Below are 12206 nucleotides of genomic sequence, written 5' to 3'. Positions count from 1 at the left end.
CTGCTTAAGATATTATTTCAATAATTTCTTTAACGCTTTCAGCCCTTTCTAGTATTTTAACATTTTTTTTGAATTCTGTAACTCTTTCTTGTGAATTTTTTTCATTCATGAAAATGCGGGCAATGCGTTCCCCTTTTTTGACGTGCTCTCCCACTTTTTTGTCAAACACAATCCCTGTTTCATAATCGAGGGGATCCGATTTGACAGCACGACCAGCACCCAGCCTCATAGCAAACAAACCAAACTCCATGGCAGGTAAAGCAGCAATAACGCCATCTTGGTCCGCTGTTACTTCAAGGACCTGATCCACTTTGACGGGACGATGCAAATCTTCTAAGTCTCCACCTTGAGCCACAACCATTTCTTCAAACTTCGCTAAAGCCTGACCATTGTTCAAGTGTTCATGGATGGCTTCAATTGATTGATCTACATTGGCCAATTTCAACATGATTTGCGCTAATTCACAAATAAACTCTGTGACATCAGCGCGTCCTTGTCCTTTCAGAATATCCAGGGCTTCTAAAATTTCTAAACGATTACCAATGCTGGTTCCCAAAGGTTGGCTCATATCTGTAATGACAGCGATGGTTTTCCGACCCACTGCATTTCCAAGATCCACCATGGTACGTGCTAAGCGACGAGCATCCTCAATATTCTTCATGAAGGCACCCTCGCCTACCGTCACGTCCAAAAGAATGGCATCCGCACCTGCAGCAATTTTCTTACTCATGACGGAGCTAGCAATCAAAGGAATGGTATCCACTGTCGCCGTTACATCACGCAGAGCATACAAAAGTTTGTCTGCCTTCACAAGTTGGTCAGATTGCCCAATAACCGATAAGCCAATCTCCTGAACCTGCTGGATAAATTCCTCTTGGGTCCGTTCAATTTGGAAACCTTTAATGGATTCCAACTTATCGATGGTTCCACCCGTGTGGCCTAAGCCACGACCGCTCATTTTAGCAACCGGCACTCCAAAACTTGCAACCAGAGGCACCAAGACCAAGGTCACCTTGTCTCCCACACCACCAGTCGAATGTTTGTCTACCTTGATTCCTGGAATAGCTGACAGATCAAACTGTTGCCCCGTTTGGACCATCTTCATGGTCATATGGGAGATTTCTTCCGTCGTCATCCCTTTAAAATAAACAGCCATAGCAAAAGCGGACATTTGGTAATCTGGAACCGTTCCAGCCACATAGCCCTCAATCAGCCATTCAATTTCTTCCTTGTTTAAGGCAAGACCATCTCTTTTTTTCTGAATGATATCTACTGCTCTCATGATTCTTTCTCACTTCTTAAAATATAATAGCCCTTGTCTTTTTTTACTGTCTCACAATTGCCAAAGGTCTCTTCCATCTTGGCCTTAGCACTTGGAGCCCCTTGTTTTTTCTGAATGACAATGGTCAAGTCTCCACCTGGTTTCAAATGTTCAAAACTACCAGTGATCACTTGGTGAACCACTTTCTTACCAGCTCGGATCGGCGGATTACTGATCACATGGTCAAAGACCCCTTCTACTGCTTCATAGACATCCGAAGAAAAGATCTGAGCTTCCACGCCATTTCGGCTGGCATTTTTCTTAGCCAAGTCCAGCGCCCGCTCATTAACATCCACCATAGTCACTGCAACTCCTTGCGCTTTAGCGAGAGAGAGGCCAATTGGACCATAGCCACAGCCAACATCAAGGACACTTTCTCCTTCTTGAAAATCCAGGGTTGATAAGAGCACCTGGCTTCCATAGTCAATCATTTTTTTACTAAAGACGCCGGCGTCCGTATAAAAATTCATCTTTTGCCCCAATAAAACTACAGCCAGATCATGAATATCATGGGCTGCATCTGGGTTTACATCAAAATACATTTTACTCATAAGGTTATTTTATCATAATTCACTCCTTTTTTAAATCGTTTACATGACCTCTAAAAATTGGTATACTAAAGACTACAATAGGAGTGACATATGGACAAAGAATTTCTACATTTTGAAAAAATTAATCGGGAAACTTGGCAAAATTTGCACCGCAAAACCACCCCACCTCTCTCTCAAACAGAGCTCAATTCTATTAAAAGTTTTAACGACCGCATCAACCTCCAGGATGTACGTGACGTCTACCTGCCTTTGACAAACCTGATAGGCATCTACAAGCGTTCCAAAGAAGATTTGGCCTTCTCAAAAGGTATTTTCCTTCAAAAAACGAGTGAACGCCAACCCTTTATCATTGGGGTTTCAGGGAGTGTTGCGGTTGGAAAATCCACCACTAGCCGTTTACTTCAAATCCTGCTGTCACGAACCTTTGAAGGCTCGACGGTGGAGTTGGTAACAACGGATGGCTTCCTCTATCCAAATGCTATCTTAAAAGAACAAGAGATCCTCAATCGAAAAGGATTTCCGGAAAGCTATGATATGGAATTGCTCCTTGATTTTCTCAATCAAATTAAAAACAACAAGAGCGTAGAAATCCCTGTCTATTCCCACGAAATATACGATATTGTCCCAGATGAGAAGCAAACCATTTTACCGGCTGATTTTGTCATTGTAGAAGGGATCAATGTCTTTCAAAATCCACAAAATGACAGTCTCTATATGACCGATTTCTTTGATTTTTCAATCTATGTGGATGCCGCAGTCAATGATATCGAATCTTGGTATATCGATCGCTTCCAAAAACTCCTTGCATTAGCTCAGAATGATCCCAATAACTACTACTATCAATTTACAGAGCAACCCCTAGAAGAAGTTTTAAGCATGGCCCACCAGGTATGGGAATCCATAAATTTAGTCAACTTGCAATATTACATCCAACCAACCAGAAACCGAGCTGATCTGATTCTCCATAAAGCAACCAATCATGAAATCGATGAAATTTATCTCAAACGCTAGAGAAAATGGCCTGTTAACGGTACTTTTTTAAGGAAAAGCTATTTTAGGCTTGTCAAATCTTAACTTTTCATATATAATGAGATAGTTAGATTATCAATGGAGGTGAATAACTTGGCAAACATTAAATCAGCTATCAAACGCGCTGAATTGAACGTTAAACAAAACGAAAAAAACTCAGCTCAAAAATCAGCTATGCGTACTGCAATCAAATCTTTTGAAGCAAACCCATCTGAAGAACTTTACCGCGCTGCTAGCTCAGCTATCGATAAAGCAGAAACTAAAGGTTTGATCCACAAGAACAAAGCTAGCCGTGATAAAGCACGTCTTGCAGCGAAACTTGGTTAATCAAGAACAGCATAAAAATCAAGCTCTCCGGAGCTTTTTTTGTGCCTAATTTTTTGAGAGGTGCTTATGAAAATCGTTATTATCGGCTATTCTGGATCAGGTAAATCCACCTTAGCTGAAAACTTATCCCGCCACTACTCCATTCCCAAGCTCCACATGGATACCCTTCAATTTCAACCGGGCTGGATAGACAGTGACCGGGATACGATGGAAGGTGAGATGAGACAGTTTCTCAGCGATCATAAAGCCTGGGTCATTGATGGCAATTACTCTTGGTGCTGCTATGAGGAGAGAATGGAGCAAGCCGACCAGATTATCTTTCTCAACTTCTCTCGTTGGAACTGCCTCTTTAGAGCCTGGAAACGATACTGCCGTTATAAGGGACGCGTCCGTGAGAGTATGGCAGCAGGCTGCCCTGAACGCTTTGACTGGGAATTCATCCGTTGGATCCTTTGGGATGGACGAACAAAAAGTGCCAGAGAAAGGTATCAAAGCATCCACTCCACCTACCCTGAGAAATTTCTCTCTCTCAAGAATCAAAAAGAGCTAGATGCGTTTCTAAAAAACATACAATAAAAAGGTTGGGATATCAATCCCAACCTTTTTTATTTATCAACGTAATCGCCACCGGTGAAGCCATAGTATTCTTCCAGACTCAAGCCTGAGTCCGCGATATCTTGTGCTTCTTTTCCGATATAGCGGAGATGCCAGCTTTCTGGCATGTAGCCTGTCACTTTTTCTTTTCCTTCTTGGTAACGAACCACAAAGCCATATTTAGCGGCATTCTTGAGCAACCACTTACTTGGTCCAGGTTCTGTCACCAGATTACCACTGGTATCGATCAAATCAAAGGTCAAACCTGTCTGGTGTTCACTATAACCCGGTCTTGCGGAATAACGATCTGCTGCTTCCTGACCATCTTGATTGACATAGTTTTGATAGAGGCCAACTTGGGTGTCGTAGCTACGAAAACCACTGTATTGATCACTAATTGGATAACCCTCTGCCTGCATGGCTGCGATCAATTCATGAAGGGCTGAAACAGCTTCAGGATCTTCACCTGGGTTAAAGTCAGGCGACAAGGGATAATGTTTGTTGGCGATCATGACCTCACCATATTTCCCTTTTACACTATAGTAAGAACCATTATAGCTGACACCAGAGTCCACTTTCACATCTGACTTGCCAGCTTTTGACGACTCTTCTTTGCCAGTTTCTTTTGACGTATCCTTTGTAGAAGACGTTTCTTTGGAAAACTTGGTTTGCGTTTGTTTAGTTTCTTCTTTTGCAGAAGATTTAGAACTAGTGGATTGAGATTGGGAGCAAGCTGTCAGGGTTAACAAGGCAACTGTCACCAAAGTGAATTTGGAAAATCTTGCTTTCATGGGGAATCTCCTATGATTCTTTTGTTACGACAATATCCGTAATCACATAACTTGCACCTACTTTTTTCAAGGTGTAGGTCTTGTACTTGCGGTTTTGTGAATCTGGATGGCTATCTGTATAATGCACGGTAAAGTCTTCATAAGTCTTGATCGTCACCACACCATTTTCTTCCGTGACACTTTGAATGTCCAAAGCTCCTGGAGTATAGTAGTCAATTTTAGCCTTTCGAACCCCATCACCAGTTGTGAACTCAACCATGTCCTTGTAGGCTTGACTTTGTGTGTCATAGTATTTAGAGTAGGTGTTGTTTCGATTTGAAACTGAGCTAAAGACAGCGTCGCGGTACTCTTTCAAGAACTCTTCTGCCAAGGTCCGATTTTGTTCTTCTTTGGCTGCTTGCGCTTTCTTAGCATCTTGTGCACTCTTGATGCGTTTTAGGGTATCTTTGGCTAGTTTAAGTTCGATCGGATCGTTCTCACCCTCTTCAATCGTCACCTTAGCCTTTTCAGTTGTATAGGTTTCCCCATTCATGTTGAAGACGGCATGTACTTCAATTTCTTGATAAGGGATGCTATCTACCTCAAAGGTCGTGCTCGTTCCGACTTCTTTGCCGTTGACCACAACCTTCACATCTGTTGGGTTTTCAACTTCATCTGGAAACTCAACTTCTAAATTGCGTTTTTCAGAATTCAACTGCAATTCTAAATTATTCTTGGTTGCTTTTTTAGGATTGAGATGGATCTTAGAAGTAACATTTCCGACCTCTGTTTTAGCAGTTAATTCCATTTCTTTTGTATTGTAATGGAAAGAACCAAGATCTGTCACTGCATCTTTTTTCAAGGTTACCGTTTTATTGGCAGCCACTTTGAGTTTGGCTTGGTCCAAATTGGTCTTGACCTTCACTTGTACTGGATAGCTGGCCACACGGTATTCTTGGAAGATTCCAAATTTCTTGTCCGCTTTTTCCAAACCAAAGATCTTGTTTCCAGATTTATCCGTATAGCTGCCTTCTCCACCATTATCAATGATCTTGTTCAACTCTGTGCCGATATCGACCCCTTGATCTTCCATGCTGGTAATAAAGCTTTCGGCTTCATCCTTTGTCCATTTATCGTTATCGGTTGAAAGTAGATCTGCTGCTTCGCGATAATCCTTGGTGTCCACTGCCTTAATAAATTTATCTGCAGTCACTTCGACACGCGTTGTTGACTGGAAGTAAAAGAAGGCTGCTACCATAGCGATCACAAGGACTGCAATAGCAGAAATAATCCCAATTTTCTTCTTGGAAAGTTTCTTTCCACCCTTCGTTTTAGGAGCCTTTTGTTTTTTCTGAGCTGGACCTGCTTCTGTAACATTTGGACCAGCAAAGACCTGCGTTTGCTCAGCAGCAAGTGGAGCCGTATACGCTTGAGTCGGCTGTTGAGGCACATATTCCTGTGTTACTTCTGTTGCATCTGGGTTCGCAAATTCTGCTTCAGGAACAGGTCCTACAAAAAACTCAAAGTTTTGACTTTTAGCCGCGGTAAATTCTTCTGCACTTGGCTTGCGCCCATAGGTTTCTTCAAAATGTTGCAACCAAGCCTGACGAGCTGCTAGAAGTGGATCAACATTCTTCACTTCTTCAACTGGTTCAAGCACTGGTTCCTCAACAGGAGCGACTTCCTCTGCTGGGGCATTCCCTGCGATAGACTGAATTTGTTTCAAATCAAATCCACAAGCTTTCCCAGCCATAAACTCTTCTGGTGACGGTTTGCGACCGATCACTTTTTCAAATAATTCAACCCATTTCTTTTGCATGGATCTCTTCTCCCTCATTATAAAATAGGGAAAGTGGGTCCCCCCACCTTCCGTTTTGTGATATTGTTAGAATCCAAAGTTAGAGAAATTTGGAGCACTTGGAATAAATCCTACGGCTACTTGTTCTAAAATACGAGCATTCACATAAATGACAAAGATGGCAATGAGAAGCAAGACAACAAATGATGCTACTAGAAGTAAGAATTTATCTGCTTTAAAGCTTGTCTTGTTCAAACCTTGATGAACAACATAGCATGTTCCAACAAAGAACAAGAAGAAAATAAAGAAATTTACAAAGCCATAAAATTCATAAACTTTTACAAGACCTACTAAGAAAGCAAGAAGGGCAAGTGGCAAAGTGTAGACAGACAAACGTCCAAATTCTTCAAATGAACGACTATAACTGTATTCCTTATCTTGAAGAAGTACACGGCGAACAAAGAATCCTGCTACTTGGAAGGCGTAAACGCTAAAGAATAGGGAAATCAATGTCAACATAAAGGCACGGAAATCCATTCCATAACCACCTGTAGCTCCACTAGCTGTGAAGAAAGTTGATAGGGTCAAGACAAAGGCAGTTAAGACATACTGTAAAATTCCGTTAAGAGCTTTTGGATTTTCTACAGCAGTTGGACGTTTCAAAGCTGAAAGGAACCAATTCCAGTAACCACCAACGGCTACACCAAATTGACTTGGTTGGCCAGGATAAGGTTGTCCTGGTTGACCTTGGTAAGGAGCTTGTTGATAAGCTGCTTGAGTAGGTTGTTGGTAAGCTTGTTGTGGAGCTTGTTGGAAAACAGGTCCATTCGTTGGAGCTGCTTGAGGGGCAGGCTCTTGAACTTGAGCTGCGACTGGCTCTTCAAAAGGTGCAGTTGGGGCTGCAACAAACTCTGGGGCTTGTGGAGCTGCAACTGGTTCTTCAGTAGGGGCAGTTGGCGCTGCGACAAACTCTGGGGCTTGTGGAGCAGCAACTGGTTCTTCCACAGGTGCAGTTGGCGCTGCGACAAATTCTGGAGCTTGTGGAGTTTCTGGAACCACTACTTCTTCTTGAAATTCTCCTGCAGCCAGTGCTTGAGCAATTTCTTCTGCACTAGCAGAACGACCATTTACGGCTTCGAAATAATCCAGCCAATCTTGTTTTGACATAATGAATCTCCTTAACTATTGTTCATACTAGGATATTATACAAAATTTCTTAACCATTTTCAATGAAAGACTGGAAAATCCCTGTAATATCTTTTGAAAAACATACAAATTCTACTCATTTTTAGAAATTAGTAAAGAAAAAACCTCTTTTCAGAGGTCATTTTTTAGGATTCAAATGCATCCATGCCACCTTGGACGTTGGTCACATCATAGCCTTGCTCTTCCAAAAATTGGCAAGCGCGTGCTGAACGTCGACCTGACTTGCAGATGACATAATAGGGATGATCCTTCTCTAATTCCTGGTAGCGATCTGCTAACTCAGATAAGGGAAGAAGACGAACCCCATCTAAGTGAAGGGCATCATATTCCTCCTGCTCGCGTACATCAAGAACGTGTAAGTCTCCTTTTTGATAAGCTTGGTAAAAGCTTGAAAATGGAATTTCTTTCATGATTTCTCCTATAAGTTATGTTATGGAAGGGTTAGAATTTCATAGCTAAAGCCAATTGACTCTAAAAATCGGAACAAGTCTTGGGTTTTAATAAAGATCGTTTTTTCGTTGGTATTGGGATGGAAGGTCATGATCTCCTCTGACACAATGTCTTTATCGAAATATACTCGAATATCTTTTTCTTCATTGTTCAATAAACCAAATGGAGAAACCGTTCCTGGCGATAATTGCATTTTTTTAGCTAAAGAATCTGCTGAGGCCATGCGGATCCGGTTGGCTTCCACTTGCTCTTTGAAATCATCCATATCCAATGGCTTCTGGTCATCCATGATGAGCAGATAGTATTGGGTTTTCTTCTTGTTGGTCAAAAACATGGTCTTGGTCCGGACACCTTCTAAGCCTTCAATATAAGAATCCGCCTGCTCCGTCGTAAAGGCAGGTGGGTGTTCCACCACGTCAAATGAAATGCCTAACTCATCTAATTTTTCTTTAACTTGTTGATAAGGATCCATCGTCGCTCTCCTTTATTTTTGAATGATCTCTTGTACTAAGGTTTGCAATTCCGGCACCACCTTTGCCTCAAACCAAGGATTTTTAGCCATCCAGATTTGATTGCGAGGGGAAGGGTGAACGAGTGGAAAATAGGTTGGCAAATAATCTTTAAAATGGTGGACCCGTTCGGTTACTTTGCCACTAACCTTCTCATGAAGGTAGTATGCTTGGGCGTATTGTCCAATCAGGAGGGTCAACTCAATATCCGGACACTCTTTGAGAAGTTGAGGGTGCCACTTTTCCGCAAAGCCTTTGCGAGGTGGAAGGTCACCAGATTTTCCATGCCCTGGGAAATAAAAATCCATGGGAATGACCGCAAACAAACCAGAATTATAAAAGGTGTCTTCGTCAACTCCTAACCATTCGCGCAAGCGATCACCACTCTTATCCTTCCAGTAAATGCCTGCTTCTTGTGTTTTCAGTCCAGGTGCCTGTCCGATGATATTGATGCGAGCTGTCTTTGGAGCTGCAAAGAGTGGCTCGATTCCTTTATCCGTATATTCTTTATTTTGAGGATCTGCCATAATGACTTGTTTAATGGTTTCAATCCTTGACATAAGTCCTCCTTCTATGGAAAAACTCAGCCAGAAAAAACTGGCCGAGTAGTGGATTATTTGATTAGTTCATAGATAGCTTCTGCGTAAATAGCAGCTGCACGATAGAGATCTTCGACATCTGCGAACTCATTAGCTTGGTGCATGGTATTGACATAGTCTGGGAACATAGCACCAAAGGCAACCCCACGTTTCAAGAGACGACCAAAGGTACCACCACCGATCACTTGTTCGTGTCCTTTGAGGCCAGTTTGTTTTTCGTAAACACGCAAGAGAGTGGATACCAATTCGTCATCCATCGGAACATAGTGAGGTGTGTGACCATGAGCGGACAAGCTTACTGTAGCCACTCCTTCAATCTTTTCAAGGGTGGATTTGATGGTTTCAGGATCTGTACCTTGGGGGTAACGGATATTGAGGGCAATAGTGTTGTCTGCTTGGCTATCATCAAAATGGAAGACACCTGCATTCATGCTCAATGGTCCCATTTTGGCATCCGTATAGGCAATACCTAATTTTTCACCAGCAAAATCTTCGTGAAGAAGTGAAGCTGTCACATGAAGGTAAGCCTTAGCAGCACCACCAAAATCAAATTGGTTCAACAAGAGAGCCAAGTAGGTCGCACCATTGATCCCATCTTCAGGAGTTGATCCATGAGCAGATTTCCCAACAATCGTAACGGTATAGGTTTCTTCATCAACAGCTGAGATTTCATACTGAAGCTGGTGTTCCTTAGCAAAGGTATCTAAGAGGCCAGCAAGATCTGGAAGTTGTCCAGAAACGACTGCAGTCGCTGACTCTGGTACCATGTTTTCACGAAGGCCACCTGTAAAGCTATGAAGATGGGCACTTCCAGTGTTGTCATTTCCAAAATGAAGGTACTCAGTGATGTTTCCTTTTTCCCCATTGATGATTGGGAATTCCGCATCTGGTGAGAAACCAAAATCTGGCTCGGGAAGTCCGACGTGTTTGAAATAGTAATCCATATCGCCCCAGCCAGATTCTTCATCAGTACCGACCACGAAGCGCACGCGCTTAGATACAGGTAATCCCAGATCCTTGATAATCTTCAAGCCGTAGTAACAAGCTACTGTAGGCCCCTTGTCATCTGATGAACCACGCGCATAGAGCTTGCCATCGATAATCTCAGGTTTGTAAGGGTCTGTATTCCAGCCACTACCTGCAGGCACGACGTCCATATGGGCAAAGATCCCAAGCTCTTCTTCTCCTTCACCAAAAGTAAAGTGACCGGCATAATTGTCGACATTCTTGGTTTCATAGCCATCACGTTTGGCAATTTCCAAGAATTTTTCAAGAGCTTTTACAGGACCAGGTCCAAAAGGATGCTCTGCATCTGCCTTGCTGTCATCGCGTTCAGAATTGATTTCCAAGAGGCTGTATAGGTCAGCCATCATCTCATCGCGACGTTTTTCTACTTCTGCTTTAAAGTCAACTGTTGTCATGAATTCCTCCTCAATCTTCTATTTGCTAATTGGCTTAGCGTTTGTCAATGATTTCGTCCACTGGTAAGCGATAGCTTGGCTCTACTTTTTCAGCCGCGTAGCCAACCGTAATCAAGACTTCTGGACGGAAACGCTCTTCGATGTCCAATACTTCATTGATTTTTGATTTATCAAATCCCAAGATAATATTGGTTCCAATGCCTTGGTCCGTCAAAGCAAGTACCAAGTTCATGGCCACAAGACCAGCATTCAAAGCCAAGTAATCACTTGTTTGTTGGGCATCATAGCGTGCAAATTCAGCAGGAAGATTTTGCATAAAGTATTGCAACTGCTCGTCTGTGAAGTTTTTCACCCCACCGACACGTGCAATCTTGCGAGCCCGTTTTTGCAAATCAGTATCTGTAAAGAGGGCGATGGTCACAGGTGCTTCCATGACTTGATCGTAGTTTGCACCATAGGCTAATTTTGCCAATTCCGCATTTTTTTGACGAACGACCACAAATTTCCAAGGCTGGCTATTGTGGGCGCTAGGGGCCAAGGTTGCAATCTCAATGGCAGTCCGTACATCCTTTGGATCGACCGGTTGGTCAGTGAAATGCTTGATCGCATGGCGTTTTTTATTGAGCTCTAGAAATTTCATAAGCTTCTTCCTTTTCTATTTCTGTTACCTCTATTTTAACACAAAATGAAAGAGCTTGCAGGGTTTTACAGCCTAAGATTGTGAAAAAAGAAGCGGACATTTTGAAGATCCGCTTCTTTTTTATAGGTTGAATACACAAGAGATCCACCTATTATTCATTGGAAAGATTGAAATAGGCAGCTACTTCTTTGGCATAACCGTATTTCTCAATTAAGCTAGTTAGAAGCTCGATGTTATGGCCCCGATAGTTATCCTCGCGTCTCAATTCTTCGTACATCTCAATAAAGGAAAGGCCCTTGTCCTTAGCATCTTGGAGCTCTGCTTCATAGTCATAGGCCACCTTACGAAATTGCAGGTTGGTCACCCCATCTTCTTCGACATCGATCAGAGCATACTGAGCTCTATGGTTTTGAATTGGTTCCCAGTCGAAATAAGGCATGCCAATAGTCCCCGGATTGAGGATCTGTTGGCCCTGACTGCCATAGCGAAGTATCTGTTTGTGGACATGACCATAGATCGCCAGATCCGTCTGATCATCCAGCAATTGGTCAAAGTTCTCCGTCGCATTTGCTGGACGCAAATCTCCACCATAATTCTTTTCTGGCAAATTGTGGGTCAGTGAAAAGCGAATACCGTTGACCTCCTTCTTCTCTACCAATGGAAGGGAGCGAAGCCAATCGATCCGCTTAGGATCTAGTCCTTCCATAAGATACTGAGTAAGACGTAGAAGTTGGATCTCCTGCGGATCCTCAAGACCGTACTCGCCATCCAAAGCCTCTAGGACACAATCGTCCCAATTTCCACGAACAGCTGCTGTAATAGGTATCGCATCCAGCAATTCAAAAAGGTCCTCTCTTCCAGGCCCCGGTAGCAAAATATCTCCCAAAAGCCAGTATTCCGTTGCGCCTAGAGCACGCGCATCCGCAATCACTGCCTCCAGGGCTGTCGTATCTCCGTGGATATCAGATAAAATAGCGATTCGATGGTTCAT

14 protein-coding genes are annotated in these 12206 nt (G+C 42.8%); 3 read left to right on the top strand and 11 right to left on the bottom strand.

The features are described 5' to 3' along the window. Nucleotides 1-4 precede the first annotated feature (4 nt). Both SM121_RS06190 and SM121_RS06185 read right to left on the bottom strand, forming a co-directional pair. Nucleotides 5-1282: a pyrimidine-nucleoside phosphorylase gene (locus SM121_RS06190; protein WP_320910643.1), complete on the bottom strand. Its 1278-nt coding sequence runs from the start codon at nucleotides 1280-1282 to the stop codon at nucleotides 5-7. Beyond that, nucleotides 1279-1872: a class I SAM-dependent methyltransferase gene (locus SM121_RS06185; protein ID WP_037615364.1), complete on the bottom strand. Its 594-nt coding sequence runs from the start codon at nucleotides 1870-1872 to the stop codon at nucleotides 1279-1281. The genes SM121_RS06190 and SM121_RS06185 overlap by 4 nt, the downstream gene beginning before the upstream one ends. Nucleotides 1873-1962: 90 nt before the next feature. Here SM121_RS06185 and coaA point away from each other — a divergent pair, with 90 nt between their 5' ends. The 3 genes from coaA (at nucleotide 1963) to SM121_RS06170 (ending at nucleotide 3804) form a co-directional block, all read left to right on the top strand. Further along, entirely contained in the window at nucleotides 1963-2883 is a 921-nt protein-coding gene (gene coaA / locus SM121_RS06180; protein WP_003001846.1) for a type I pantothenate kinase, read from the top strand. Between the two features lie 96 nt (nucleotides 2884-2979). Beyond that, the gene (rpsT, locus tag SM121_RS06175; protein ID WP_128861136.1) at nucleotides 2980-3228 is read left to right on the top strand and encodes a 30S ribosomal protein S20; all 249 of its coding nucleotides are present in this window, start codon (nucleotides 2980-2982) and stop codon (nucleotides 3226-3228) included. Nucleotides 3229-3294: 66 nt separating this feature from the next. Next, nucleotides 3295-3804 (top strand): DNA topology modulation protein, encoded by a 510-nt coding sequence (locus tag SM121_RS06170; protein ID WP_003001866.1) that lies wholly within the window; start codon nucleotides 3295-3297, stop codon nucleotides 3802-3804. Nucleotides 3805-3833: 29 nt separating this feature from the next. Here the strand turns inward: SM121_RS06170 and ldcB are convergent, their stop codons facing one another. The 9 genes from ldcB to SM121_RS06125 all read right to left on the bottom strand — a co-directional run bounded on the left by ldcB (nucleotide 3834) and on the right by SM121_RS06125 (nucleotide 12206). Beyond that, nucleotides 3834-4613 carry an LD-carboxypeptidase LdcB/DacB gene (gene ldcB, locus SM121_RS06165; protein WP_320910642.1) on the bottom strand — a complete coding sequence of 260 codons (780 nt, stop codon included), beginning with the start codon at nucleotides 4611-4613 and terminating at the stop codon, nucleotides 3834-3836. Nucleotides 4614-4623: 10 nt separating this feature from the next. Further along, on the bottom strand, nucleotides 4624-6411 hold the full coding sequence (locus SM121_RS06160; protein ID WP_320910641.1) for a TcaA second domain-containing protein: 1788 nt from the start codon (nucleotides 6409-6411) through the stop codon (nucleotides 4624-4626). A gap of 66 nt (nucleotides 6412-6477) precedes the next feature. Then, complete coding sequence (locus SM121_RS06155; protein ID WP_320910640.1) at nucleotides 6478-7557, bottom strand: DUF6574 domain-containing protein; 1080 nt, start codon at nucleotides 7555-7557, stop codon at nucleotides 6478-6480. A 164-nt stretch (nucleotides 7558-7721) separates the two neighbouring features. Then, a complete protein-coding gene (locus SM121_RS06150; protein ID WP_070449063.1) occupies nucleotides 7722-8006 on the bottom strand; it encodes a rhodanese-like domain-containing protein in 285 nt (94 codons plus the stop codon). 20 nt (nucleotides 8007-8026) lie between these two features. Continuing rightward, nucleotides 8027-8518, bottom strand: coding sequence for a prolyl-tRNA synthetase associated domain-containing protein (locus SM121_RS06145; protein WP_320910639.1), 492 nt, complete (start codon nucleotides 8516-8518; stop codon nucleotides 8027-8029). Between the two features lie 12 nt (nucleotides 8519-8530). Beyond that, nucleotides 8531-9115: a uracil-DNA glycosylase family protein gene (locus SM121_RS06140; RefSeq protein WP_320910638.1), complete on the bottom strand. Its 585-nt coding sequence runs from the start codon at nucleotides 9113-9115 to the stop codon at nucleotides 8531-8533. A 53-nt stretch (nucleotides 9116-9168) separates the two neighbouring features. Further along, nucleotides 9169-10575 carry a dipeptidase PepV gene (pepV, locus tag SM121_RS06135; RefSeq protein ID WP_320910637.1) on the bottom strand — a complete coding sequence of 469 codons (1407 nt, stop codon included), beginning with the start codon at nucleotides 10573-10575 and terminating at the stop codon, nucleotides 9169-9171. 34 nt (nucleotides 10576-10609) lie between these two features. Further along, a complete protein-coding gene (locus tag SM121_RS06130) occupies nucleotides 10610-11215 on the bottom strand; it encodes a nitroreductase family protein (protein ID WP_003001591.1) in 606 nt (201 codons plus the stop codon). A gap of 151 nt (nucleotides 11216-11366) precedes the next feature. Beyond that, nucleotides 11367-12206 (bottom strand): metallophosphoesterase family protein, encoded by an 840-nt coding sequence (locus tag SM121_RS06125; RefSeq protein ID WP_320910636.1) that lies wholly within the window; start codon nucleotides 12204-12206, stop codon nucleotides 11367-11369.

The organism is Streptococcus sp. S1 (assembly GCF_034137685.1).
GTDB lineage: Bacteria > Bacillota > Bacilli > Lactobacillales > Streptococcaceae > Streptococcus > Streptococcus dentalis.
The sequence above is the reverse complement of the archived record's forward strand: the minus strand, read 5'-3'. Positions and strand labels throughout refer to the sequence as shown.

Bases quoted from the DNA above. Each gene is read 5' to 3' on its own strand.
- SM121_RS06190 (WP_320910643.1), bottom strand. From the start codon at position 1,282: ATGAGAGCAGTAGATATCATTCAGAAAAAAAGAGATGGTCTTGCCTTA.
- SM121_RS06140 (WP_320910638.1), bottom strand. From the start codon at position 9,115: ATGTCAAGGATTGAAACCATTAAACAAGTCATTATGGCAGATCCTCAA.
- SM121_RS06160 (WP_320910641.1), bottom strand. From the start codon at position 6,411: ATGCAAAAGAAATGGGTTGAATTATTTGAAAAAGTGATCGGTCGCAAA.
- rpsT (WP_128861136.1), top strand. From the start codon at position 2,980: ATGGAGGTGAATAACTTGGCAAACATTAAATCAGCTATCAAACGCGCT.
- SM121_RS06155 (WP_320910640.1), bottom strand. From the start codon at position 7,557: ATGTCAAAACAAGATTGGCTGGATTATTTCGAAGCCGTAAATGGTCGT.
- ldcB (WP_320910642.1), bottom strand. From the start codon at position 4,613: ATGAAAGCAAGATTTTCCAAATTCACTTTGGTGACAGTTGCCTTGTTA.
- SM121_RS06150 (WP_070449063.1), bottom strand. From the start codon at position 8,006: ATGAAAGAAATTCCATTTTCAAGCTTTTACCAAGCTTATCAAAAAGGA.
- SM121_RS06170 (WP_003001866.1), top strand. From the start codon at position 3,295: ATGAAAATCGTTATTATCGGCTATTCTGGATCAGGTAAATCCACCTTA.
- SM121_RS06145 (WP_320910639.1), bottom strand. From the start codon at position 8,518: ATGGATCCTTATCAACAAGTTAAAGAAAAATTAGATGAGTTAGGCATT.
- SM121_RS06125 (WP_320910636.1), bottom strand. From the start codon at position 12,206: ATGAACCATCGAATCGCTATTTTATCTGATATCCACGGAGATACGACA.
- SM121_RS06185 (WP_037615364.1), bottom strand. From the start codon at position 1,872: ATGAGTAAAATGTATTTTGATGTAAACCCAGATGCAGCCCATGATATT.
- SM121_RS06130 (WP_003001591.1), bottom strand. From the start codon at position 11,215: ATGAAATTTCTAGAGCTCAATAAAAAACGCCATGCGATCAAGCATTTC.
- coaA (WP_003001846.1), top strand. From the start codon at position 1,963: ATGGACAAAGAATTTCTACATTTTGAAAAAATTAATCGGGAAACTTGG.
- pepV (WP_320910637.1), bottom strand. From the start codon at position 10,575: ATGACAACAGTTGACTTTAAAGCAGAAGTAGAAAAACGTCGCGATGAG.